This window comes from Exiguobacterium sp. S3 (assembly GCF_018617295.1).
Classification (GTDB): domain Bacteria; phylum Bacillota; class Bacilli; order Exiguobacteriales; family Exiguobacteriaceae; genus Exiguobacterium; species Exiguobacterium profundum.
The window spans coordinates 376,067-401,133 of record NZ_JACSJW010000001.1 but is presented as its reverse complement, the minus strand read 5'-3'; the positions used below and the strand labels follow the sequence as shown (position 1 = coordinate 401,133).

Annotated in this window: 23 protein-coding genes and 2 tRNA genes; 22 read left to right on the top strand and 3 right to left on the bottom strand. The window is 45.8% G+C overall.

The features are described 5' to 3' along the window. Positions 1–19: 19 nt before the first annotated feature. A complete protein-coding gene (locus tag KNO65_RS02180) occupies positions 20–1,408 on the top strand; it encodes an NAD(P)H-hydrate dehydratase (protein WP_214781478.1) in 1,389 nt (462 codons plus the stop codon). A gap of 31 nt (positions 1,409–1,439) precedes the next feature. On the opposite strand, the gene KNO65_RS02175 is transcribed toward KNO65_RS02180, so the two are convergent. Continuing rightward, positions 1,440–2,024 carry a hypothetical protein gene (locus KNO65_RS02175; protein ID WP_214690750.1) on the bottom strand — a complete coding sequence of 195 codons (585 nt, stop codon included), beginning with the start codon at positions 2,022–2,024 and terminating at the stop codon, positions 1,440–1,442. A 75-nt stretch (positions 2,025–2,099) separates the two neighbouring features. Then, positions 2,100–3,221 carry a flavodoxin-dependent (E)-4-hydroxy-3-methylbut-2-enyl-diphosphate synthase gene (gene ispG, locus KNO65_RS02170; RefSeq protein ID WP_012726622.1) on the bottom strand — a complete coding sequence of 374 codons (1,122 nt, stop codon included), beginning with the start codon at positions 3,219–3,221 and terminating at the stop codon, positions 2,100–2,102. 219 nt (positions 3,222–3,440) lie between these two features. Between ispG and KNO65_RS02165 the strand changes: the two genes are divergently transcribed. Beyond that, complete coding sequence (locus tag KNO65_RS02165) at positions 3,441–5,135, top strand: methyl-accepting chemotaxis protein (protein ID WP_251131653.1); 1,695 nt, start codon at positions 3,441–3,443, stop codon at positions 5,133–5,135. A gap of 34 nt (positions 5,136–5,169) precedes the next feature. Here KNO65_RS02165 and KNO65_RS02160 read toward each other — a convergent pair whose 3' ends face one another. Next, positions 5,170–5,610, bottom strand: coding sequence for a hypothetical protein (locus KNO65_RS02160; protein WP_214690751.1), 441 nt, complete (start codon positions 5,608–5,610; stop codon positions 5,170–5,172). Between the two features lie 180 nt (positions 5,611–5,790). On the opposite strand from KNO65_RS02160, the gene KNO65_RS02155 reads away from it, so the two are divergent. The 20 genes from KNO65_RS02155 (at position 5,791) to KNO65_RS02060 (ending at position 24,997) form a co-directional block, all read left to right on the top strand. After that, positions 5,791–7,434, top strand: a complete 1,644-nt coding sequence (locus tag KNO65_RS02155; RefSeq protein WP_214781476.1) for a Na/Pi cotransporter family protein — start codon at positions 5,791–5,793, stop codon at positions 7,432–7,434. 107 nt (positions 7,435–7,541) lie between these two features. After that, positions 7,542–7,615: transfer RNA gene (locus tag KNO65_RS02150), tRNA-Met, on the top strand. 7 nt (positions 7,616–7,622) lie between these two features. Continuing rightward, positions 7,623–7,696, top strand: a tRNA-Ile gene (locus tag KNO65_RS02145). A gap of 113 nt (positions 7,697–7,809) precedes the next feature. Next, entirely contained in the window at positions 7,810–9,282 is a 1,473-nt protein-coding gene (locus KNO65_RS02140) for an alpha-amylase (RefSeq protein WP_196430863.1), read from the top strand. Positions 9,283–9,366: 84 nt separating this feature from the next. After that, positions 9,367–9,975, top strand: a complete 609-nt coding sequence (locus tag KNO65_RS02135) for a superoxide dismutase (RefSeq protein ID WP_074033338.1) — start codon at positions 9,367–9,369, stop codon at positions 9,973–9,975. Between the two features lie 157 nt (positions 9,976–10,132). Further along, positions 10,133–12,196 (top strand): peptidoglycan D,D-transpeptidase FtsI family protein, encoded by a 2,064-nt coding sequence (locus KNO65_RS02130; RefSeq protein ID WP_214690753.1) that lies wholly within the window; start codon positions 10,133–10,135, stop codon positions 12,194–12,196. 153 nt (positions 12,197–12,349) lie between these two features. Beyond that, positions 12,350–13,288, top strand: coding sequence for a PstS family phosphate ABC transporter substrate-binding protein (locus KNO65_RS02125; protein WP_074036656.1), 939 nt, complete (start codon positions 12,350–12,352; stop codon positions 13,286–13,288). Positions 13,289–13,371: 83 nt separating this feature from the next. Beyond that, on the top strand, positions 13,372–14,316 hold the full coding sequence (pstC, locus tag KNO65_RS02120; protein ID WP_012726614.1) for a phosphate ABC transporter permease subunit PstC: 945 nt from the start codon (positions 13,372–13,374) through the stop codon (positions 14,314–14,316). A gap of 1 nt (position 14,317) precedes the next feature. Continuing rightward, the gene (gene pstA, locus KNO65_RS02115) at positions 14,318–15,229 is read left to right on the top strand and encodes a phosphate ABC transporter permease PstA (protein ID WP_012726613.1); all 912 of its coding nucleotides are present in this window, start codon (positions 14,318–14,320) and stop codon (positions 15,227–15,229) included. Between the two features lie 110 nt (positions 15,230–15,339). After that, the gene (gene pstB / locus KNO65_RS02110) at positions 15,340–16,101 is read left to right on the top strand and encodes a phosphate ABC transporter ATP-binding protein PstB (protein WP_224862754.1); all 762 of its coding nucleotides are present in this window, start codon (positions 15,340–15,342) and stop codon (positions 16,099–16,101) included. Positions 16,102–16,117: 16 nt separating this feature from the next. After that, entirely contained in the window at positions 16,118–16,780 is a 663-nt protein-coding gene (phoU, locus tag KNO65_RS02105) for a phosphate signaling complex protein PhoU (RefSeq protein WP_012726611.1), read from the top strand. A 115-nt stretch (positions 16,781–16,895) separates the two neighbouring features. Next, on the top strand, positions 16,896–17,645 hold the full coding sequence (locus tag KNO65_RS02100; RefSeq protein WP_214781474.1) for a DUF4912 domain-containing protein: 750 nt from the start codon (positions 16,896–16,898) through the stop codon (positions 17,643–17,645). Between the two features lie 15 nt (positions 17,646–17,660). Further along, the gene (locus KNO65_RS02095; RefSeq protein WP_214781472.1) at positions 17,661–19,862 is read left to right on the top strand and encodes a 1,4-alpha-glucan branching protein domain-containing protein; all 2,202 of its coding nucleotides are present in this window, start codon (positions 17,661–17,663) and stop codon (positions 19,860–19,862) included. Between the two features lie 84 nt (positions 19,863–19,946). Continuing rightward, entirely contained in the window at positions 19,947–20,111 is a 165-nt protein-coding gene (gene rpmG, locus KNO65_RS02090; protein WP_255313299.1) for a 50S ribosomal protein L33, read from the top strand. A gap of 54 nt (positions 20,112–20,165) precedes the next feature. Further along, positions 20,166–20,720: a 5-formyltetrahydrofolate cyclo-ligase gene (locus tag KNO65_RS02085; RefSeq protein WP_214690757.1), complete on the top strand. Its 555-nt coding sequence runs from the start codon at positions 20,166–20,168 to the stop codon at positions 20,718–20,720. Then, positions 20,699–21,469, top strand: a complete 771-nt coding sequence (locus tag KNO65_RS02080; protein WP_214781469.1) for a DUF92 domain-containing protein — start codon at positions 20,699–20,701, stop codon at positions 21,467–21,469. Before KNO65_RS02085 ends, KNO65_RS02080 begins: the two co-directional genes overlap by 22 nt. A gap of 169 nt (positions 21,470–21,638) precedes the next feature. After that, positions 21,639–22,595, top strand: a complete 957-nt coding sequence (locus KNO65_RS02075) for an L-lactate dehydrogenase (protein WP_012726605.1) — start codon at positions 21,639–21,641, stop codon at positions 22,593–22,595. A gap of 123 nt (positions 22,596–22,718) precedes the next feature. Then, a complete protein-coding gene (locus tag KNO65_RS02070) occupies positions 22,719–23,771 on the top strand; it encodes a rhomboid family intramembrane serine protease (protein WP_214781467.1) in 1,053 nt (350 codons plus the stop codon). Between the two features lie 12 nt (positions 23,772–23,783). Continuing rightward, a complete protein-coding gene (locus KNO65_RS02065; RefSeq protein ID WP_074036670.1) occupies positions 23,784–24,806 on the top strand; it encodes a M42 family metallopeptidase in 1,023 nt (340 codons plus the stop codon). Then, complete coding sequence (locus tag KNO65_RS02060) at positions 24,803–24,997, top strand: YqgQ family protein (protein WP_012726602.1); 195 nt, start codon at positions 24,803–24,805, stop codon at positions 24,995–24,997. The genes KNO65_RS02065 and KNO65_RS02060 overlap by 4 nt, the downstream gene beginning before the upstream one ends. Positions 24,998–25,067 lie beyond the last annotated feature (70 nt).

Genomic DNA, 25,067 nt, shown 5'->3' with positions numbered 1-25,067 from the left:
TATCGAAGGGGGAGGTTAGATGATCTATACAGCTGCTGAAATCAAGCAGATTGATCGCACAGCGATTCAAAATGGGATGCCCGAAGAGGTGTTGATGGAGCGAGCGGCCTCGGCGATTGTGCCTCACATTCGAATCGATTCGCAGTCTACCATTTTGGTGATTTGTGGGACGGGCAACAACGGTGGGGACGGTTGGGTCGTCGCTCGAGAGCTTGCTATGAGAGGGCATGAGGTCAGCGTATGGTCACCGTTAGGGAAAAGTAAGTCTGAGGCGGCTGCGATACACGCTTCCTACGCCTCCGCATTTCTTCACCTTGTGGAGCGGCCGATTGAAACAGATGTCATCATTGATGCCTTGTTCGGTGTCGGATTGTCCGGTCCCGTGACTGGTCACGCGCGGGAAGTGATTGAATGGGTGAATCGTCAATCGACGCCGGTCATCTCGATTGACGTACCGTCAGGCGTACCGAGTGATCACACTCGAGACTTTGATGACATGGCAATTCGGGCGACATATACGTATTCGTTACACGGTTTCAAGCGTTCGACATTCTTAAATCGGACGGCTCCATTCTATGGCAAAGTGGAACGGGTTGATATCGGACTCCCGCATACATCCGATTGGAAGGTGTTGACCGACGCTGACTTTGACCGATCTCTTTTGGAGCGCGATCAATTCAGCCATAAGACGACATATGGACATGGGATGCTCATCGGAGGGAGTCGTCATTTTCTCGGTGCACCATTCTTGGGTGGTCGTGCTGCAACTCGTTCTGGCATTGGCTTATTGCGTCTATCCATTCCACGCGAAGCGAGCCCGCTCATCTCAACATTACCTGAAGCGATGTATCAGCAACACACCGATGTGGTGGAACAACCGTACGATGCACTTGCCATCGGTCCCGGTATGGTCGAAGGGGAAGCGTTGAATCTCATTTGGCAATACGCAAAACAGCAGTCTTGTCCTGTCATCTTGGACGCTGGGGCACTATCGACGAAACGATTGGAAACCCGGGGGCCGCTTACGCTGACACCGCATCCAGGTGAATTTTCAAGATTGACCGGGAAATTGGTTGAAGAGATCGAGGCAGATCGGTTTTCCATCGCTTGTGAGTTCGCGAAGCAACACCGAGTCCATTTGATTTTAAAAGGAACGTATACGATCATCGTTACACCTGACGGAACAGGTGCCGTCAATACCGTTGAAGCATCGGCGTTAGCGAAAGGTGGAAGTGGGGACGTGTTGACCGGAATCCTACTTGCGCTATGGGCTAGAAGAAAAAAGCCTTCGGCACCGAACGAGCAAGCGGTGCTATGGCATGCGCTCGCTGCCAAGTCGATTAGCCAGAGTATACACCCCGCAAGTGTACTCGCAAGCGATATAATCGAAGAGCTCGGACGAATTTAAAAGGCAAGCCCGATTGTGTCGGGCTTGCCTTTTAACGTTGCTGTAGAACGATTTGTTTCTCCAATTGCGCGACATGGTGATACGCCTCACGCCATGTCGAAATGCGAGTTACGCCTTCAGGTAACGTCTTACGATTATAGGGTGCGTCGAATAGGAGTACTGGAATTGACGTTTCTTCATGAATCGAGATGGCATTCTCATACCGGTCTTCCATAAACAGTTCGAGTGACAAGTCTTTGACGACATTGATTTTATCGTGAGAACCGGTCATGACCAACGAATCAAGCGGCAAACGATGCTGTTTGATCCATTCTTCGGTAACCGGTCGAACCGCCTCACTTCGGGCGGTGACGTAATGCAGGTGATGTTGCTGCTTTAATTCCCATAACACATCCAACACATCAGAGTGCGGAAGTGAACGACGGTAAATCGCTTCTTCATGCCCCTCTTCAATCATAAACTTCCAAAATTCATGTTGCTCCATCGTCGTATACGTGTGCAACTCGTACTCGGTCGCACGATGATAGTCAATCGAATAGCCGAGTGATTCATTCATATATATAAAACAACTTTTAGGATCTGTAACGGTTCCATCCAAATCAATGCCGATTCGCATCTCATCACTCCTCCTCACATGCCCTCTATTCTATCAAAAACCCGTACGGTTGCAACCGTACGGGCATGAGATTCATTAATTTGATTGGTTTGCGAGCTCTTGTTCTTCGCGCTCACGTTCCGCCATTTTTTCAGCAGCGATCGCATCGATTTCTTTTTTCAATTCTTCGACCATCGTCGCCTCAGGCACTTTACGGATGATCTTTCCGTGACGGAAGAGAAGTCCTTCATTACGTGCGCCTGCGATTCCGATGTCCGCTTCACGAGCCTCACCAGGACCGTTTACCGCACATCCGAGAACGGCAACTTTAATGTTGACGTTGATGTTTTGGATGTATTCTTCTACCTCTTTTGCAATCGAAATCAAATCGATTTCAATTCGTCCACATGTTGGACAAGAGATCAAAGTCGCGGCATTTGCTGCAAGTCCAAATGACTTGAGCACTTCTTTCGCAACTTTTACTTCCTCAACCGGGTCGTCTGAAAGTGAAACTCGAACTGTTGAACCGATTCCAAGAGAGAGAATCGCACCGAGTCCTGCAGCCGATTTAAGTGAACCGGAGAAGAGTGGACCTGACTCTGTGATGCCGACGTGAAGAGGATAATCAAACGTCTTCGCAGCGAGTGTGTAGGCTTCGAGTGCAAGGTTTACGTCTGAAGCTTTGAGCGAGATGATCGTGTTATAGAAGCCGAGATCCTCGAGAATCTTCACGTGGTGCATCGCACTCTCGACCATACCTTGCGCGGTCGGATATCCATACTTTTCAAGGAATTGTTTTTCTAATGATCCGGCGTTGACACCGATTCGAATTGGAATCCCTTTTGCTTTCGCCGCATTGACGACGGCCTCTACTTTCTCACGACGACCGATGTTACCCGGATTAATCCGGATTTTATCGACGCCACTTTCAATGGCTTTTAAAGCAAGCTTGTAGTCGAAGTGGATGTCGACGACGAGCGGGATATTGATGCGGCTCTTAATTTCTGCAAGTGCGTCAGCTGCACGTTCGTCTGGACAAGCCACGCGAACGACTTGGCAACCAGCTTCCTCAAGACGCTTGATTTCGGCAACTGTTGCCTCGACGTCATGCGTTTTCGTAGTGGTCATAGATTGAATAATGACTTCGTTCGATCCTCCGATAATCAAGTTACCGACGCGGACCGGACGTGTTAATGAACGATGCAAAATTTCTGACATATACGTAATCTCCTTCTTTTGGAAAGAATCCAATCGATTTAAGATGATAAGGTTTCTTCATTATCATAACGAAAAGAATGTGAAAAAGCATCTAGGATGCGTGACGGATGTGTGCTCTTTACAAACTCTAACGCTATCTTAACATCTACTTCATAATTTTCCACCGTCTCAAGACCGATATATAGGCGAGATTAGAAAAAGAGGTGGCTTAACGTGAAGATGAATTTCAAGCGAAATCAAATGAAGGGTACGGGACGAAACGCTCGACTAAATCGTCATTTTAAAATAGGGCACCGCCTCCAATGGACGCTCATGCCAATCATATTACTTGTCTTTATCGTGACGTTTAGCTGGTTCGCCCTAAAGTCTGAACAACTATTGTCCGCAGAAATCGAGCAGCGCCTTATGCGAGAAGTTACGGTCATGCGAGAATCGGTGAAGACGTCGTACAGTGCATATGTAGCAAACGAGAAGCAACTCAACCGGTCATTAAAATCTACTTATATGCAACAAGCTTCTATTCTATCGGGAGATGATTTTGAAGCAGCGCAATTTTTAGTACGTGGAGAGTCTGTTGAGCAATTGAGTGGGTCAAAAGGAATGAAAACAGAGCAGATTGTAGGGAAAGTTTCACAAACGACAACATCTGAAGTAGAAGAGAAAGATGGTTTACTAATGGCATCGGTCTCGATCCCTGAGCTAAAAGCAGATTACGTTCTCGTTGTCACGAAAGAATCTGCGCTTGGTCCAATGACTGAACTGCGAAAATATATCACGTTCATTTTATTCATTGCGATGATTGGGATGGCCATCCTCTTTTCGAGATTGATTCATCGTGAAGTCAAACCGTTGAGTGTATTGGCCCATTCATTGCGCCGTGCCGTTGAAACGCGTCGTTTCGATGACGTGGCACTTGGAGCGAAATCCAAAGAAATCCATATACTCGAAACCGAGTTCAACACGTTCATTCAATTATGGAATCAGTCCATGGATATGATGGGGAAGACAGCGAGTGCATTTCATCAAAGTCTTCCAATCTTCCAACAAGAACTGATGAACAGCCATCATCAGGTTGAACAATTCCGTGAAGTTGCGGTTACGGTAGAACATACGAGTCATTCATATCAGTCGGTGACAAGCGATTCTACATTCAAAATGAGAGAAGTGACACAACAAATCGAAATGCTGGAACATCAAATTTCGAGTGTGGACGACCGTGGCAATCGACTGAAATCCATATTACATGAAGAACTTGAAACGTTCTATTCTGTGAAAGAGGCGAGTGATTATGTTGAGCAACAAGTGGAGAGTATTCAACAAAAGCTTGAAGAGAGTGAGTCGAACTCTTCAAAAGCGGATGAGGCGCTAAAGAGTATCCTATCGGTGTCGACAGCTACGAAGATGTTGTCGCTTAACGCATCGATTGAGGCAGCCCGCGCAGGAGAACATGGTAAAGGATTTGCTGTTGTTGCCAATGAAGTTGGGAAGTTAGCAAAAATGACGAATGAAGCGACACTTCTCGCGGTAGATGCAATCGAAGCATTGAACGAAGAACGAAAGGACCTGTTGTTTGAAGTCAATGACTTTATCAAAGAAGTGCATCTATTAAAAGATGCTGTTTATCGAGTAGAGATTGGAATCGGAACAATCGACCATGAAATCAAAGTTCAGTTAGATGAGTTTCAGTCCATCTCGGATCAAACGTCACATACGGGGAGACAGCTCTTGCAATTAATCGAATCGAATGAGCGGTTGCGAGAAATCAGTTCGTTACTCGAACGAAAGTTATTCGAGCTGAACGACGGTGTCGAACGATGGTCCAATGTGCAGTCTGCCTTACAGTCTGCAGGTACTGACTTGAGTGACCAAAGTGAAGCATTGAATCAGACGCTCGAGGAACTTTCTCCGGCATAAAAATAACGACAAGCGTTTACGAAGACGCTTGTCGTTATTTTTTTTTTGGCACTTTCGTTAAAGGGTAGGTGATATATCCGAGTCCAATGATGAAACCAATCCATATAAGAGACGGGTTCATGTGGTACAACACCACTAATATAACGGTAGGGACGAATGTCATCGCCACGGCATATGGCCAAGCTTGACGGTAGGCCCACATGTTTTTCGAGTAGACTTTTGTAACCAACTGAACATATAAAGCCATGATGGCGACCCAAAGTAAATAGAAAAAGAAAATGGCGAATCCGTGTAAAAATAGCCACATCGGAACGAAAAAATCAGGACGAATCACAATAAAGTCCAAGACAGTGATCAGAAGCGTCAACACGAGAGTGGCTCCCATATAAGCATGGAGCGGGGCTAAACGAAGACGCAATACTTGCTTAGATGGGACAAGACTTGTTCGGAGGAACGTCAAAATAGTGGACAACATACTAAAAACTCCAATCTGTTATATTACAGAAGTCAATAAGATGCATGAAGTGGTACAGTGTTTTAATAAAACTTTTACATTAAACGTGTTTACATGATACTGCCGATGAAGGCATAATGAGTAGGGCATTAAAAACCAAGCAAATCCAACCAATTCTTAATTAAAAGGAGTACAAAAATCGTGGAATACAATTTGCAAGAAATGTTATTCATGTTTTTTGGAGGTCTAGGGATCTTCCTCTTCGGGATCAAATCGATGGGAGACGGACTCCAAAAGTCTGCAGGGAATCGCCTGCGAGACATCCTTGATAAGTATACAACGAATCCATTCCTCGGTGTACTCGCCGGGATTATCGTTACTGTATTGATTCAATCATCTTCAGGTACAACCGTCATTACGGTCGGACTTGTTAGCGCCGGGTTCATGACACTCCGTCAAGCAATCGGGGTCATCATGGGGGCGAACATCGGGACGACGGTGACGGCGTTCATCATCGGATTCGATGTCGGTGAGTACGCGCTCCCGATTATTGCAATCGGTGCAGTATTATTGTTCTTCTTTAAAAAAGAAAAATTACAACACCTCGGTCAAATCTTCTTTGGCTTCGGGATGTTGTTCTATGGACTTGAATTGATGGGAAGTGGGATGAAACCACTTCGTTCAAGCGAATATTTCATCGACTTGACGCAATCAATGAGTGACAATCCGTTCCTCGGTGTCATCGTTGGTACAGTATTTACCGTGATTGTTCAATCATCGTCTGCGACGATTGGAATCTTGCAAGAACTATATGCTGGTGGTTCCATCGATTTAGGTGCTGCTTTACCGGTATTGTTCGGTGATAACATCGGAACAACGATCACAGCGATTTTGGCATCGATTGGTGCATCAGTTGCCGCACGTCGTGCAGCAGCGGCACACGTCATCTTTAACTTGATTGGTACGACAATCTTTATGATCTTATTAGTTCCGTTCACAAACTATATCTATTGGATCACAGATCTCTTGGCGATTGAGGATAAGATGCAAATCGCATTTGCACACGGTACGTTTAACGTCGTCAACACATTGATCCAGTTCTGGTTCATCGGAACGATTGCTTGGATTGTGACGAAATTGGTCCCAGGTGAAGACTCAATCGTCGATACGAAAGCACAACATTTAGACCCGATCTTCATTCAACAGTCACCTTCGATTGCAGTCGAGCAAGCGAAATACGAAGTCATCCGCATGGGAGATTTCGCAAAACTCGGTCTCGATGAAGCACGCAACTATTTGACGACTGGCGACAAGAAGCACGCTGAAAAGTCGGCACATATCGAAGAAGCATTGAACTCGTTGAATGCGAAAATTACAGATTACCTCGTGAAATTGGCTGCCGTTGATTTGACAGAACAAGAATCACAAGAACACAAAACACTCATGCATGCCATCAACGATATCGAGCGAATCGGTGATCACGTTGAGAACATCATCGAGTTGATTGATTATAAGACAGCTACGAAAGTGACGCTTTCGGCAGATGCACAAAAAGAATTGACTGAAATGTACGACCTCACACGTGCGACGTTAGAGAAATCTCTTCAAACGTTGGGGAGCGGCGACATGATTGAAGCACGTAAAGTCATTGAAATGGAAGCGAAACTCGACATGCTCGAGCGTCAATTCCGTAAGAACCACGTCGTTCGTTTGAACACAGGTGCTTGCGATGGACAAGCAGGTATGTTCTTCGTCGATATGCTCTCGAACTTGGAGCGAATCGGTGACCATGCTATGAACATCACGGAAATCACACTTGAAGATGCAAACGAAGTAACCGTATAAAATCAGAAGCACTCCAAATGAAATTTGGGGTGCTTTTTCTTATTCGGCAAGGAATACTCCTTGACACTCCAAGACATATTCAGTATATTATTACTGTATAACAACATGGCGGTGTAGCTCAGCTGGCTAGAGCGTACGGTTCATACCCGTGAGGTCGTGGGTTCGACTCCCTCCGCCGCTATTTATAAGGACCCTTAGCTCAGCTGGTTAGAGCAGACGGCTCATAACCGTCCGGTCGTAGGTTCAAGTCCTACAGGGTCCATTCGTAAGCGACGTCACAATGTGAACGTCGCTTTTTTGTTTTCAATCTAAAATTGCTGGGTAAATACTCGTTAGCATTTTGTTTTTTGAAAAATATGAAATGAGGCGGACAAAATGGAACGAAACCACACCATGATGCAATTTTTTGAATGGCATGTCGAGGCAGATCAAAAGCATTGGAAGCGACTAAAAGAGAGAGCAGCCGACTTAAACAAAGCAGGAATCACTGCACTTTGGCTACCACCTGTCACAAAAGGGCAAAGTGATCAAGATACCGGTTATGGAATCTATGACTTATATGATTTGGGTGAGTTCGATCAAAAAGGATCGATTGCCACGAAATACGGTACGAAAAAAGAACTACTTGAAGCGACAGCCTATTGCCAACAAGAACTCGGGATGCAGATTTATATGGATGTCGTCATGAACCATAAAGCCGGGGCGGATGCGACCGAGAAGTTTGAAGTGTTAGAAGTAGATCCCGACGACCGTACGAAAGTCCTTTCAGATGAAGCGTTCGAAATCGAGGGATGGACAAAATTTGATTACGAAGCTCGTGATGGGAAATACTCTTCATTCAAATGGGACTTCACGCACTTTAACGGAACGGATTATGATGCGGCGACTGATCGTTCCGGTATTTTCTTTATTGTTGGAGAAAACAAAAGATGGAATGATAACGTCGACGATGAATTCGGTGTCTATGACTATTTAATGTTTGCGAACATCGATTACCACCATCCCGATGTGCGTGAAGAAGTGTTGAATTGGGGGAAATGGTTCATCGAGGAGACGAAATGTGATGGATTCCGTCTTGACGCCATTAAACACATCAACTATGACTTTGTAAAAGAGTTCAGTCAGACGATGCGGGAAGAGAAAGGTGACCAATTCTATTTTGTCGGCGAGTTTTGGAAATCTGACCTTGATGCCTGTCGTGAATTTCTCGATAATATCGATTACCATGTCGATTTATTCGATGTCCCGCTCCATTACAAATTACATCAAGCCTCGGAGGAAGGGGCCGCGTTTGACATGCGAACCATTTTTGATGATACGCTCGTTCAGTCACACCCGCTTCATTCCGTGACGTTCGTAGATAATCACGATTCACAACCCGAGGAGGCGCTTGAGTCATGGGTGAAAGATTGGTTCAAGCAAATCGCCTATGGTCTTGTCTTACTTCGTAAAGATGGTTATCCATGTGTCTTCTATGGCGATTACTACGGTATAGACGGTCCTCACCCGACTGATGGGATGAAGCTCGCCATTGATACGCTCCTATATGCGCGCCGAGAGAAAGCGTACGGGGAGCAGGATGATTACTTTGATGATGCAAACGTCATCGGGTGGGTACGAAAAGGTGTGGAGGAAATCGAACGTTCCGGATGTGCCGTCCTCATTTCAACTTCTGATGAATCTGAAAAGAGAATGTTTGTCGGGGAAGAACGTGCCGGTGAAACATGGGTCGATTTAACGAATACATTGAATGATCGAATTGAGATTGATGAAGAAGGATTTGGGGTATTTAAAGTGTCGGCGGGGTCGATTTCAGTTTGGGCATTGCCAGAAGAAGATGTCGAATAAAGCATTACAATTGAGTCGACCGTCACATATCTGTTACATTTAAGACGAACGTTGTTCAAAACACTTTTAAGGGGGATTTTAGTAATGGCTAAATTTGAATTACCACAACTTGATTACGCATATGATGCACTCGAACCACACATTGATGCACGCACGATGGAAATCCACCACACGAAACACCACAACACTTACGTCACAAACGTAAACAATGCACTCGAAGGAAAAGATGTGGAGTACTCTTCACTCGAAGACTTGCTTCAAAAAATCGATTCGCTTCCTGCTGACATTCAAACAGCTGTCCGCAACAACGGTGGCGGTCATTGGAACCACTCGTTCTTCTGGAAGCTCTTGAAGAAAAATGAGAACGGCACACCGTCTGGCGATCTCGCTGCTGCAATCGATGAGTCGTTCGGTAGCTTTGATGCGTTCAAAGACGAATTCACGAAAGCTGCAACGACTCGTTTCGGTTCAGGATGGGCTTGGCTCGTCGTGAAGAACGGGAAACTCGAAGTCACGTCTACACCAAACCAAGACTCACCAATCATGGAAGGTGTTACGCCAATCCTCGGTCTTGATGTATGGGAACATGCTTACTACTTGAACTACCAAAATCGTCGTCCTGACTATATCAACGCATTCTTCCATGTCATCGATTGGGATTATGTGGCGAAATTATACGCTGACGCAAAATAAACTGGTCTTACCCGGGGTTCTTATACGAATCTCGGGTTTTTTTGTGGTTTTCATTAATTTGTAAACAAATTATGATATAGTGAAATTCGGACAAAACGACAGGGATTCCTGTCCTCTATAATATAGAAGGAAATGAACGTGGAGGGAGTAAACGGACTTGGCAAAAAATCGGGTAAAAGTGCCGAAAAAACGGCGAAACCACTTACCGTTACGCTTAAATTTACTATTTTTCATCGTCTTCATTCTATTTGCGACCCTCATTTTTCGATTGGGTGTCGTACAAATCGTGAATGGTGAACTGATTGCTCGGGAAGTACAGAAAACGGAGTCGAGTAAAATCAAATATGAAGTGCCGCGAGGTAAAATCTACGACCGGAACGGTCAAGTGCTGGCGGATACGATTTCAAACTACTCGGTCATGTATCGCCGCTCTCAAGTGACAAAGACGGATGAACGTTTAGACGTCGCGAAAAAATTGGCGGAAATCGTCGACATTCCAAAAGAAGACCGTAAAATGACGGAGCGAGACCGAAAGGATTACTGGATTGCAACGAATCCGGAATTGGCGCAAGAACGGACTCAAGCGTTATTGGAAGAATTATCGGAAGAGGAGCGAGCCGCATTGTCTAACCAAGACGTGGACCGGCTTTTACTTGATTCAATCACCGAAGAAGAGATCACGTTTGATGATGCGACAGAAGAAATCATCGCCATTAAACACAATATGGAGAGTGGCTATGCACTCGACCCACAGGTCATCAAAATCGGTGCAAGCCCGAAAGAGATGGCGGTCATCGAAGAGAACTTAGAGCAGTTGCCTGGAGTGAGTGTCGAACCTTACTATCAACGGGATTATCCGTATGATGAGACGTTCAAGAGTTTCCTAGGAAGTTATCGTCAAATTCCGGCGGAACAACGTGCATCTTATCAGGCGAAGGGTTACGGATTGAACGATCGGGTTGGTACCTCCTACTTGGAACAACAGTATGAAGACGTCCTTCGGGGAACGCCGGCCTATGATGTGTTCACGACGTATAAAGGGGAGCCGGTCGGTGAACCGACACGAGTGAGTGGGAATCCAGGGAAAGACATCGTCTTATCGACCGACATCGAGTTCCAAAAAGAAATCGATGAGATCTTGAAAAAGGCGATTCGCGCAGGGCGCTCTGGAAGTCCTCATTTCGACCGAGCATTCGCTGTCGTCATGAATCCACAAACGGGTGAATTGCTCGCCTTATCTGGACAAGAACTCGATTTGGAAACGAACGAATTCAAGGATGTATCGACCGGAACGGTTCTTCGCGCCAGCCAAATCGGATCAACCATCAAAGGGGCGACGGTCGCCTATGGATTCGAAGAAGGTGTCGTGAAACCGGGAGAATATATTTATGATGCTCCGATTCGGATTGGTTCGTCAGTGAAAGCTTCCTACCGGAATATGGGGAACATCAACGACTTAGATGCACTCGCGATGTCATCGAATATCTATATGTTCCAAATTGCTTTGCGTCTGGCTGATTATTACTCGACAGGTCAAATTGTCGGGGAAAATGTCACGCAGGCGTTCGAAACGATGGAACACTACTATAAACAATTCGGTCTCGGAATCGAAACAGGGATCGACTTGCCGTTTGAGTCGACCGGATTCCGTAGCATCCCGGACCGCGTCACGCTTCTAATGGATATGTCGATCGGACAGTATATTTCTTATACTCCGATTCAATTGGCGCAATATACGTCAGCATTGGCGAACGGCGGCTATCGTGTACAACCACACTTGCTGAAAGAAATCATTGAGCCGGGTTCGCTTGATGAGAACAATAAGCAAGTCGTGAGCACGTTCCAACCGAATGCGTTGAATAAAGTCGATATCCAGGATGAATACATTCAACGTGTCCGTGAAGGATATCGTCAAGGGGTTGAATCTGCGTCCGGTTCGTCTCGCATTTTACAGGAGACCGGTATGACGGCTGCAGGTAAAACCGGAACTGCTCAAGCAATCGCGGAAGGGGCAGATGGTCAGGCGAAACGAAATGCGAACGGAGAACCGATTAAGACATTGAACTCAAACCATGTCGGTTGGGCACCGTTCGATGATCCGGAAATCGCTTGGGCGATCATCATGCCTGGACTTGAGGCGGAAGGAATCAATACGCGTGTCGCGCACGACATCATGAAAGCTTACTTTAATCTAGAAGACGTCAATGCAATGCTTCAGTAAAAGAAGTCACTTCGGTGACTTCTTTTTTTGTCTTTACAATTCTTTTACGTTCCGTTTATTTCTCGTTAATAGAAGTTCATTAGGATATTAATTGTAGGACAGAACAACAAATCCACAACAAAAATCAAAGCAAACTCAAGGAGGACGTCACAAATGTCTTGGATGAAAAAATCAGCTTTACTCGCTTCAATCACTTCAGTCGCACTCGTAGGTGCTGCTTGTGGGAACAATGAAGAAGGTGGCGCTGCTGAAGGCGGCGATGCGCTCTCAGGAAAAGTGGTCATGGATGGATCATCAACTGTATTCCCAATCATGGAAGCAGTCGCAGAAGAATTTTCAGCTGAACAACCAGAAGTTGAAGTGACAGTCGGTGTCTCTGGTACGGGTGGTGGCTTCAAACGTTTCGTGACGGGAGAGACAGACTTCTCGAACGCATCACGTGAAATCAAAGAAGAAGAAGCAGCCGAAGCTGAGAAAAACGGTGTGGAATTCACTCAACTCTCGGTTGCACTTGATGGACTTTCGCTCGTTGTAAACCCAGCGAACGATTGGGCACAAGATATCACGATTGAAGAATTGAATAAGATGTGGACGGACACAAGCATCAAGACATGGAAAGACGTTCGCTCTGACTGGCCAGATGAGGAGATTTCATTCTTCGCACCAGGTAAAGACTCAGGTACATTTGACTTCTTCAATGAAGCCGTCCTTGACGATACGGACATTCGTGAAGACGCACAATTGTCAGAGGATGACAACGTCCTCGTCACGGGTGTAGCTGGAACAGAAGGTGCAATCGGATTCTTCGGATATGCATACTACATCGAAAACCAAGACACGCTTCGTGCCATGGCAGTCGAGGGTGTAGAGCCAACTCCAGAAACAATCAATGACCTTTCTTATCCACTCTCACGTGAAATCTACACGTACGTCAACAACGCTTCGTTGAAAGACAAAGAGCAAGTTGCAGAATTCGCACGCTTCATGAACGAAAACGCAGGTGCGCTCTCTGAAGAAGTAGGATATGTCGGTATGGAACAAGCGCGTTACGACGAAAACATGAAGATGATCGACGAAATCGCTGGAGAATAAGATGATAGGTGGCAGAAGGTGAGACACGGTCTCGCCTTCTCGCCATGCTTTCTAGTATGAAGAGGTAGGGAGCGATACACGAGATGAATGAACCGAACAATAAGCTTTCGATTCGAGAGATGATTCAACAAAATAAACAAAAGAAATATAGTACGACGAACGTGTTTGATAAAATCATGCCGTTCTTATTATTCTTGAGCGCATTCGTATCGGTCGTCACGACCATTGGTATTGCGTTCACACTAGGCTTTGAGCTATTCAAGTTCTTTGAACGAGTCCCTGTCGCAGAATTTTTAGGATCGACAGAATGGTACCCGCTTAGTGCAGATCAGCGCTTCGGGGTATGGGCCCTTGTCATGGGAACACTCCAAATTACTGTGATTGCGATGATTGTAGCCGTCCCACTCGGTTTGGCGTCTGCGATTTATTTAAGTGAATACGCCTCTGAACGGGCACGACGTGTATTGAAACCAATTCTAGAAGTGTTGGCCGGTGTGCCGACCATCGTATTCGGTTTCTTCGCCTTGTCATTCATTACACCGATTCTGCAAGCACTCATCCCAGGACTTCAAATTTACAATGCACTAAGCCCAGGGATTGTCGTCGGGATTATGATTATTCCGATGATTGCCTCGATTTCTGAGGATGCAATGAGTGCTGTTCCGAAGAAAATTCGGGACGGTGCGCTCGGTTTAGGTGCGACACGTCTTGAGGTGGCAACGAAAGTTGTCATGCCTGCAGCGACGTCTGGGATCATTGCCTCTATCGTTCTCGGTATGAGCCGTGCGATTGGGGAAACGATGATTGTAACGATTGCTGGTGGTTCACAGCCGAACTTCGAGTTCAATCCACTCAATGCGATTCAGACGATGACAGCATATATCGTTCAAATCGCAAAAGGTGATGCAGGTTACGGCACAATCGAATATTACAGTATCTATGCGGTCGGTGCGTTGTTGTTCGTCTTTACCTTATTGATGAACCTATTCGCAAACTGGGTGACGCGCCGCTTCAGAGAGGAGTACTAATATGGCTTTACCGAACAGTGAGTTCAAGAATACGAAGAACTTGATGAATCGTGAGACCGTGTCTCAACGAATTAAACGACGTTTACAATTGAATGAAATATTTAAGTACATCTTTTTGGCGGGACTGGTCTTTGCACTCGTCGTCTTATCGACGTTGATTTATGACATCGTGTCAAAAGGTGCAGGATGGGTCGATCTCGATTTCTTGCGCAACTTCCCGTCGCGCCGTCCTGAACAGGCTGGATTATATCCTGCGTTGATTGGGTCATTATGGCTCATGCTATTGATCGTGCCGATGGTGTTCGTCATCGGTGTTGGAGCGGCGATTTACTTGGAAGAATATGCTCCGAAAAATCGCATGACTTCATTTATTGAAGTCAATATTTCGAACTTGGCTGGCGTTCCGTCAATCGTATTCGGATTGCTTGGATTGACGATTTTCGTTCGAGTCATGGAATTAGGGAACTCGATTATGGCCGGTGCCTTGACGCTCGGTCTCATGAGTTTGCCGATTGTCATCGTGGCCTCACAGGAAGCGCTACGAGCAGTCAAAATGGAATTACGACACGCTTCGCTAGCACTCGGGGCATCGAAGTGGCAGACGACATTTAACGTCGTGTTACCTTCGGCGTTACCAGGAATCATCACGGGGATTATCCTAGCGGTTTCCCGGGCGATTGGTGAAACGGCTCCACTCATCATGGTCGGAGCGGCAACATTCATTTCAACAACACCGAGTAACATTTTCTCTGACTTCACGGCCCTCCCGATTCAGATTTACAACTGGACGAGCCGACCACAAGCAGAGTTCCAAAACTTAGCGGCAGCAGGGATCATCGTACTTATGACGATGCTCATCGCGATGAACTCGGTTGCAATCTATATTCGAAACAAATATACAAATCGACACTAAGTCTTTTTTGCAGATGAATGAGGAGGAAGCTCGAGATGATGAAACAACAAGAGCTCAACAAAGGAGATCAAAACGTGAATACAACTACGACAGAACCGACAACGACTGAGATGAAAAAAGATAGCGCCTATGTCGTCAACAATTTGAACTTGTGGTATGGAGAAGACCAGGCTTTGATTGACGTCAACCTCGATATTAAAAAGAATGAAGTCACGGCAATCATCGGACCATCTGGGTGCGGAAAATCGACGTTCATCAAGACGTTAAATCGGATGGTCGAACTCGTTCCATCGGTTCGGACGAACGGTGAAATCTTGTATCATGGTCGTAACATCTTCGATCGCGGATACAAGGTGGAAGATTTGCGTACGTCGGTCGGGATGGTATTCCAACAACCGAACCCGTTCCCAAAATCGGTCTATGACAACGTGGCATACGGACCGCGGACGCACGGAATCAAAAATAAGAAAGTACTCGATGAAATTGTCGAGCGTTCATTACGTGGTGCGGCAATCTGGGATGAAGTAAAAGATCGATTGAATGAGAATGCGTACGGACTTTCAGGTGGACAACAACAACGTCTCTGTATCGCGCGTACGTTAGCGATTGAACCGGATGTCATCTTAATGGACGAGCCGACGTCTGCCCTTGATCCGATCTCTACATTGAAAGTGGAAGAATTGGTACAAGAGCTGAAAGAACAATATTCAATCATCATCGTGACACATAACATGCAACAAGCTGCCCGTGTTTCGGATAAAACGGCATTCTTCTTAAATGGAGAAGTTGTCGAGTTCGATGTAACAGATAAGATTTTCTCGAATCCATCTGACAAACGGACGGAAGACTATATTTCTGGCCGTTTCGGTTAAGGAGGAGACTGGATTGATGGCACAAAACCGCACATTTTTTGATACGAAGTTGACTGAATTAGAAGATAAAGTTGTTCGATTGGCAAACTTGACGATGCGCCAAACGGCGACGGCAATCGAAGTGTTGGAAAAACATGATCTCGAATTGGCTAAAACCGTGATTGATAACGATAACGAGTTAGACGAGTTGGAGTTGACAATCAATGACGAAGCGATTCTATTGATTGCAAAACAGCAACCAGTCGCGACTGACTTACGACGTCTGATTGTGACGATGAAATCAGCGACAGACCTTGAACGCATCGCGGACTATGCGACAAACATCGCAAAAGCAGTGACACGAATCGAGCACGTTCCTTATGTGCTTGACATCCAACCGCTCAAGAAGATGGCCGAGCAGTTGATTGACATGCTTGAACTGGCAACACGTGCCTATCGTAAAGGTGAAGTGAGCCGTGTTCGTGAACTCAATGAGATGGACCGCGTGATTGATGACATCAATCTAACGGTGATTAAACAATATATCGGTTCTCTTCCGGCCATGACGGTTGGAACGAACGATGTATACGAATTCTCGAACATCGCTCGATACCTCGAGCGGATGGGCGATCATGTGACGAATTTCGGAGAACATTTAATTTTTCTCGAAAAAGGGAAACATTATGATTTGAATCAATAAGATTAGTGGTAAAGAACAACAGTGCTGTTGTTCTTTATTTTTTGGGGCAGGAATACAAACTCAAGGAGCGAATAATAGTCTACATGGATTTTTACATGAAGGGAGCCATATAGAGATGGAAGAGAAAATCGTGTCCTTGAAACAACAAGGTCTTACGTTAAAACAGATTGCGGCAGAATTAGACGTCCCGATTGGCAAAGTCCAATACGCATGGCGGAAATGGAGAAATCAGCAACAGGAAGTGGAGGCGGTTGCCCCTGTGAAACAAAAGCGTGAAACGAAGAAAGCGAAGACGTCGGTGACGACCTCACGCAAACAAGTGGCATCAGCGAAAGAGACGGCCAACGTGTCGACTTCTCCACTTCTTGAAAAGAGTCCGGAAGGATACTGGAAGCTACCCGATCGGTACAACGTGGACTTTATGCATGCTGTCGTACAGTCTCCAAACTCAGTGTATGTATGCTGGGAAGTATCTGATCTCGTGAAAGAAACGTTAGCGCTTCAATTTATGCGACGCTGGGAAGAATTGCCGAAGGCGTTTCGCATCCTTGATGTTACGTTACTTGATTACAATAGCGGTCACGCAAACCGCTCCTATACATTCGATCTTCCTGAAATGACGAACAGCTGGTTCGTTCGCCCTCTCGACCCGAATACGACATATGTGTTTGAATTTGGGATTCGGACGATGGAAGGGGAGTTTCTCCCAATCGTCGCATCAAATCCGCTTGATACGCCGCGGGCAGAACCAGTAGGAGTCGGACGATTCGCAGAACCGGTCCGACGTTGGCAATACGGGGAAGTTGATTCTCCAGAACTACTTGATACGTTACCAAAATATGCAGCATACCGACTCGTGCGTTAAGGAGGACTTTTTATTATGAAACCTGGGTACTTTTCACTCGTCCTTCATGCTCATTTACCGTACGTTAGGCATGAAGAGAAACACCGTTTAGAAGAAAGATGGGTTTACGAGGCCATCTCTGAGACATATCTTCCGATTCTATGGCAAGTCGATCGCTTGAAGCGTCCCTTGCATTGGACGGTTAGTATTTCCCCACCTGTCGTTGAAATGCTTGCCGATCCTCTCATTCAGGATCGCTATGTGGAGCACTTAGACGATATGCTCGAATTGATTGCCCTCGAATTGTCTGAGGACCGAACAGTCGAAGAAACAGCGACGTTACATTTTTATCGTCAACGATACCACGATTTAAAAAATACGTTCCTTCATTGGAATAAAAATTTGAATGAGGCGTTCCGTACATATCGTGAGGCAGGTTATATTGACATGGTGACATGTACGGCAACCCATGGCTTTAATCCACATCTCTTCACGGAACAGGCGGCGCGCGCTGAGATTCGCACAGGTTTGAACTGTTTCGAACGTCATTATGGGTTCCGTCCAACAGGCATCTGGTTACCAGAGTGTGCTTATACACCAGGAGTTGATCGGATTCTTTATGAAGAAGGAATTCGCTACACATTTGTCGATGAACATGCTCTTCTCGACGCAGATCCGACGCCAGAGAAAGGAATTGGAGCCCCTGTTTATTCACCACATGGCGTCGCGTTGTTCCCTCGGGATCAAATCATCTCAGGTAAAATTTGGAGTTCAATGATCGGATATCCAGGCCATCCGGATTATCGTGAGTTTTACCGCGATTTGGCATACGATCGGGACTGGGACTATATCCAGTCCTTCATGCATCCGGAAGGAATTCGTTTTGATACGGGTTTAAAAATGCACCGGATTACGGGTGATACGGATCAAAAGGATTTCTACGTGCGCGAATGGGCGGAACATCAAATTGAAAACCATGCGACCGATTTTGCCAAAACGTTAGAATCACATCTTGAAGCGCACGGTGCTCAGACATTCCCACCATTTTTAGTCACGGCTCCGTTCGATGCGGAGTTGTTCGGTCACTGGTGGTTTGAGGGGCCAGAGTTTCTTGGGAAAGTAGCAGAGAGACTTGCTGAATTTGGAATTGAAACCATCACGCCAGCGCTCTTCCTTGAACGTCACTTTAAAGATTTACAGACGGTCCACGTGTCGATGAATACATGGGGACGTAAAGGTTATGGTGAAGTTTGGATTAACGAAAGAAATGAGTGGATGCTTCGTCATTTGCACATGATGGAGATGCAACTCGTAAAAGATGTGGCGGACTATCGTAATCAATCGGAAGCGACGAATCGCGCCTTGAAACAATTAATCCGTCATTACGTATTGGCTGTGTCGAGTGACTGGGCGTTCATCTTGGATGGGCAAACGACGGCGCAATATGCCGCCGAACGGTTCCGTGAACACACACGACTCTTTGCAGAACTTGAAACGGCACTCTATCAGGATGGAGTATCGGAGCAGTTGCTACATGATCATTATGCTGCATATCCATTCCTTCAAGACGAAGACATCGATATTGATTCGTTCTTATCTCCTCACGATTACTATGTGACAATCGAGCGCGAAGATGAAAAATCAGCTATTTTAGTACTCACGCCTGAATATCACGGTCATATCGTAGGGGGACTCGGAAGACGGGTCGTCGATGAAATCGAGGCGAGAGCGGACGATGGCGAAGTCGTCTATGTATTAACGCCATATCATGACGAGTTGCCTGAGTATGAACGTCAAGGAAACATACATGTGTATCGTGTTCGCCCAACTAGCCCATTTTTAGAGCATGTTATGAACCAGGTGGCTACACAAAATATCGCCTATGTAAAACTAGTACATGAACTTTCGAAACGTGTTTCCTTCAAAGTGATTCATCACTTCGATTGGATGACAATTCCTGCTGCAAGAGAACTTGCGCAATCCCTTGCGATTCCGTTATACTCAACTATGTTGTCCTTTGAAGCGACTCGCAATCCGCATGGTCACGGTGGTTTGTTCGATGCAATCCATCGAATCGAAAACAGTGTGTTTTCTGCATCAGAACGCGTTTATGTCGGTGAAGAGATCTCGATTCACGACCTGAAACAATGGTATAACGTGAGTGAGAACGTCAACACATGCCTACCTCTTGAGACTTCTCCGTATGGACAGGAATCAATGAAAAAGAACGTGAAATAACCTTGCTTTTTCACAAGAAACTTGGTAGGATAATTGAGTATGCTTAGACTGTAAAGCAAAAGCACTTGATACAACATCATTAAGATGGGAGTGAAAGAAATGCGCGTTAAAATTACATTAGCTTGCACAGAAACAGGCGATCGCACGTACATCACGAAGAAAAACAAACGTAACAACCCTGAGCGCCTCGAGTTGCGCAAATACAACCCACGTCTCCGTCGTCACACGCTTTACCGCGAAGTGAAGTAATGAGGGACCGGCCGTCACATATGTGGCGGCTTTTTTTGTAAGGAGGAATACGTTGTGGAAGAGAAAACAGCGCTCCGGCGCACGATTCATCAATACATCAAACAAATGGCGGATCGACATCATGCGGACGAAGTCATTCACCAATCATTATTTGCCTCGGACTTATGGATTGAAAGTCAAACAATCGCGCTAACGTTGTCACTCCCTCTAGAAATTGATACGTCCCCGATTATTCATATGGCCTTTAAAGAAGGAAAAACAGTCTGCGTCCCGAAAGTAACGGAGCGGGGACTTACGTTTCACATCATTCATTCATTTGATGATTTGGAAGAGGGAGTCATGAATATTTTAGAGCCGACCACTCCAGCGACTACGCAAGTGATCGACCTTTGTCTTGTTCCGGGGCGTGTTTTCGATCGAACCGGTTATCGTATCGGTTGGGGTGGGGGCTATTATGATCGCTTTTTAAAAACCTATAACGGTAGAACGCTTGCTTTGGCATATACCGTTCAGATTGTCGATCATGTACCAACTGAGCCGCACGACCTACCCGTTCAATGGATCGTGACAGAGAAGGAGATGATTCAGTGTTCGCCATATTCGCTGTAACTTGTTTCGTCGCCTATCTCGGTTATCGGTTACGCTCGTTGACTCGTTCTGGGGCACTGTTGACGATAGTGACCGGTACGGTGATTGGATTCTCCTTCGGATGGTTCGGTCTATACTTGCTTGGGGTGTTTTTTTCGACTTCTTCTCTCGCTTCGAAATATCGCTCTCGCGATAAAGAAGGAGTAGATGAGATTGTCGAGAAGACGGGGGCTCGTGATGCCATGCAAGTGTTGGCTAACGGTGGGGTCGGGATTTTATGTGCACTCGGTTATCAGTTTACAAATGATCCGGTCTACCTCTATATGTATGTCGTGTCCATCGCGGCAGCGACGAGCGATACGTGGGGATCTGAATTTGGTGTCCTCTCGAAGCGGAAACCTCGGTTCATGTTTACCTTTAAGCGAGTCGAACCGGGAACGAGTGGGGCCGTCTCGACATTCGGTACCATCATGTCGATGTTTGGTGCAATGTTGATTGTCATATCCTCTCTTGTTTTCATTGACTTAAGCATCACGCTTCTTCTTTTATTATGGGTGATTGGATTAACTGGTAGTATGATTGATACGCTACTTGGTGCGACCGTCCAACGAACGTTTCGTTGTGCTGTTTGTGGAAAGTTGACCGAGCAAAAAATACATCACGACGTGCCGACGACATACGTGTCGGGATGGCGTTTTCTCGGAAATGATGCGGTAAATTTTCTTTCGGTTTGTGGGGCAACTATGATTTGTTTTTTTGTGTTTGGATGAGGGTAGTACAGAAAATGAAGGTGTTCCAAATGAATGTGAATATTGTCACAATATCGCCAAAGTGAAAACGGTTTCCGCTGTAGTTAGAGTTTGTGAATGATGTTACAATCTATTTGTAACAGAGATAACAAAAACATGAAACAGATTGTTTGAAGGGTGGAGAATCATTATGGAAACATTAAATCATGCTAAAGTAACACGAGTCGCACTTGTAGGGGCAGGGGCAGTAGGTGCGAGTTTTGCTTACCAGTTGACGACAGCTAGTCTATGTGAAGAACTTGTCATCATCGATATTAATAAAGCCAAGGCAGAAGGAGAAGCGATGGACTTGAACCATGGGGTTTCATTCGCTTCATCACCAATGCGCGTCTGGGCAGGGGACTATTCGGATTGTGGCGTCGCTGACATCGTAGTCATCACTGCTGGCGCACCACAGCGTCCAGGTGAAACACGTCTTGATCTCGTTGAAAAAAATGCGAAGATTATGAAATCTATGATTTCAGACATCATGGACTCTGGTTTTGACGGAATTATCATTATTGCTTCAAACCCGGTCGACATCATGACACATCTCGCATGGAAATATTCTGGTCTTCCGAAACATCGTGTCTTTGGTTCAGGAACAGTGCTTGATACGTCTCGCTTGCGTTACATGCTCGGAGACTATTTCAACGTCGACCCGCGTAACTGTCACGCCTACATTATGGGTGAGCATGGTGATACTGAGTTTGCTGCCTGGAGCAACGCTCGTATATATGGAAAATCGGTCGAGCAACTACTTGAAGAGCATGATGAGTATAGTTGGGAAGACCTTGAAGACATTTATGTCAACGTTCGTGACGCAGCATATCATATCATTGAACGTAAAGGTGCGACGTACTATGCGATTGGACTCGGTCTCCTTCGGTTGGTCAAGGCTGTCCTTCGTAACGAGAATACGTTGTTGACAGTCGGTGCCCATCTTGATGGTGAGTATGGATTGCACGATATCCATATCGGTGTACCAGCGATTATCAACCGTCAAGGCGTTCGTGAAGTCGTTGAGATTGAGTTGTCACAAGAAGAGCATGAGAAAATGCAACATTCTGCGAACGTACTCATGAAAACGATGGAACCTGTCTTGTAATCTCCATCCTTTTGAAACCCGTAGCCATATGGTTACGGGTTTTTGTACATATAGAACGAATCATCGTTTGGTCGTCTGTCGTCTCATGATTTACAATAGAATTGAGAGAGAGGAGGGGTTTCGTTGGCGACAACTTGTTTTTGGGAAGATATATATCGAAAGGTCGAAAACGGTGGGCGAATTGAAGGCATACTCGAACCCTCCCGTGCGGTCATCTTGTTCGATACAAAAGCAGGTGATCGGTATGATTTGTTCATTCAGACTGAAAAAGCATGGGCGAATCATGTTGGGACGGATATAGACGCGATTTTGAACGCATTTCGCTTATCTCGTATCGGGCGGAAGCGATTGACCATTCATGTCTATGGCGAGCGCCTTGTGGATGAAGAGCGTGTGGACTCGTTGACGTTCCAAATCCCTGCGAAAGTGACATTGTCTCGTTCGATTTGCACACCGACTATGGAAGAGGACCGGTTCCGAATGCTAGCGGTCTCCCTCGACCGAAAAAAGAAAGCAGAGCTGAAGAAACGATTTTCCTTTGGGAAACCACAAGTGGTATATGGGCTACTGTTCATCACTTTTTTAGTCATGTGGTTAGCGGAATCGGTCGGTTCGACTCTTGATCCAAACACGTTAATCGCATTCGGGGCCAAAGTGAACCCGTTGATTGAACAAGGGGAATGGTGGCGTTTGATTACACCGATGTTCCTGCATATTGGTTGGTTCCACTTTGCGATTAATATGTTTGCACTCTGGTCGCTCGGTCCGCTCGTTGAACGGATGTATGGCTCCATACGATTTTTAATCATCTATCTGCTAAGTGGAATATTAGCGACATCCACATCGTTTGCATTCAGCGAATCGATATCAGCAGGCGCTTCAGGAGCGCTATTTGGTTTGGTCGGTGCGCTCTTATATTTTGGGTTACGTGATCGTTCTCTCTTCATGAAGACGCTCGGACCTCCGCTCTTTATTATGTTAGGATTAAATGTAGGACTTGCCTTTGTATTAGGTGCAGGTCTTGATCATTTCGCACATGCGGGTGGTCTGATTGGTGGTTTTGTCGTTTCTGGAGTCGTCGGGCTGCCGGATGAGAAGAACCGCGTACAACGAATCTTATTTTCCGTACTCACCATCTCGCTGTTTGGACTATTCGTTGGGTACGGATTTTGGTAAGGGGAGAATTCAATGATTGAAACATTAAAAACACTCGTTAACATCCCGAGTCCTTCCGGTATGACGGAAGAGGCCATCCGTTTCGCTGAGCAAGAATTGAATGCACTGGGTGTCAAGACGTCACGTCTACATAAAGGGGCACTACTGGCAACGTTTTCAGGTCGCTCTGGCAAGGCACGTCTGTTGACGGCACACGTGGACACTCTTGGTGCGATGGTCAAAGACATCTTACCGAGTGGGCGTCTCCGTTTGACTCAAGTAGGAGGATATGCATGGACGGCGATTGAAGGAGAGAACTGCCTCGTCCACCGAGAAGAAGGAGAGGCGATTGAAGGCACAATCTTGATTCATCAGTCGAGTGTTCACGTCTATAAAGACACGAACTCAGCGGAGCGATCTGCATCAAACATCGAAGTCCGATTGGATGCAAAAGTACATTCTCGTGAAGACGTGACAGAACTAGGGATTGAAATCGGAGACTTTGTTTCATTCGATCCTCGCTTTCGAGTGACATCTTCAGGATACGTGAAATCACGTCACTTGGATGATAAGGCTTCTGTCGCCATTCTATTGGACCTTGCGAAAGACTTGGTCCGTTATGACTTACCGCATACCGTTCATTTCTTGATTTCGAATTATGAAGAGGTCGGATTTGGAGGAAACGCGGGTATCCCGGAAGACGTCGTAGAATACATTGCCGTTGATATGGGCGCGCTTGGGGATGGACAGCATTCGGATGAGTATACAGTCTCGATTTGTGCCAAGGATTCGTCCGGACCGTATGATATCGGATTACGACGGAAGTTCACGTCGTTGTGTAAAACTCATGAGATCGCATATAAGGTAGATATTTACCCGTATTATGGTTCAGATGCTTCGGCAGCGATTCGAGCAGGGTATGATGTGCGACATGCTTTGGTTGGGCCAGGAATCGAATCGAGCCATAGTTATGAGCGAACGCATGTGTCATCAATGGAAGCAACACGAGAATTGTTAAATCGTTATGTACAATCGACGATGGAGGAAGAAGCATGAAAAACTTTTATGATGTCCAACAGTTTTTAAAATCGTTCGGTACCATTATTTATATCGGAGAACGGGATGCTGAAATCTCACTCATGATGATGGAACTCGACGAATTGTATGAAGGGGGCATCATCGAACAACGTGTGTATGATACGGCCAAAATCATTTTGACCCACGAATTAAAAAATTCAACAGATTGACAGAAATCCCCTTAGTGCAAAGGGTTGCACTAAGGGGATAATAGTGTACACTATTCAATGAAAGCGATTT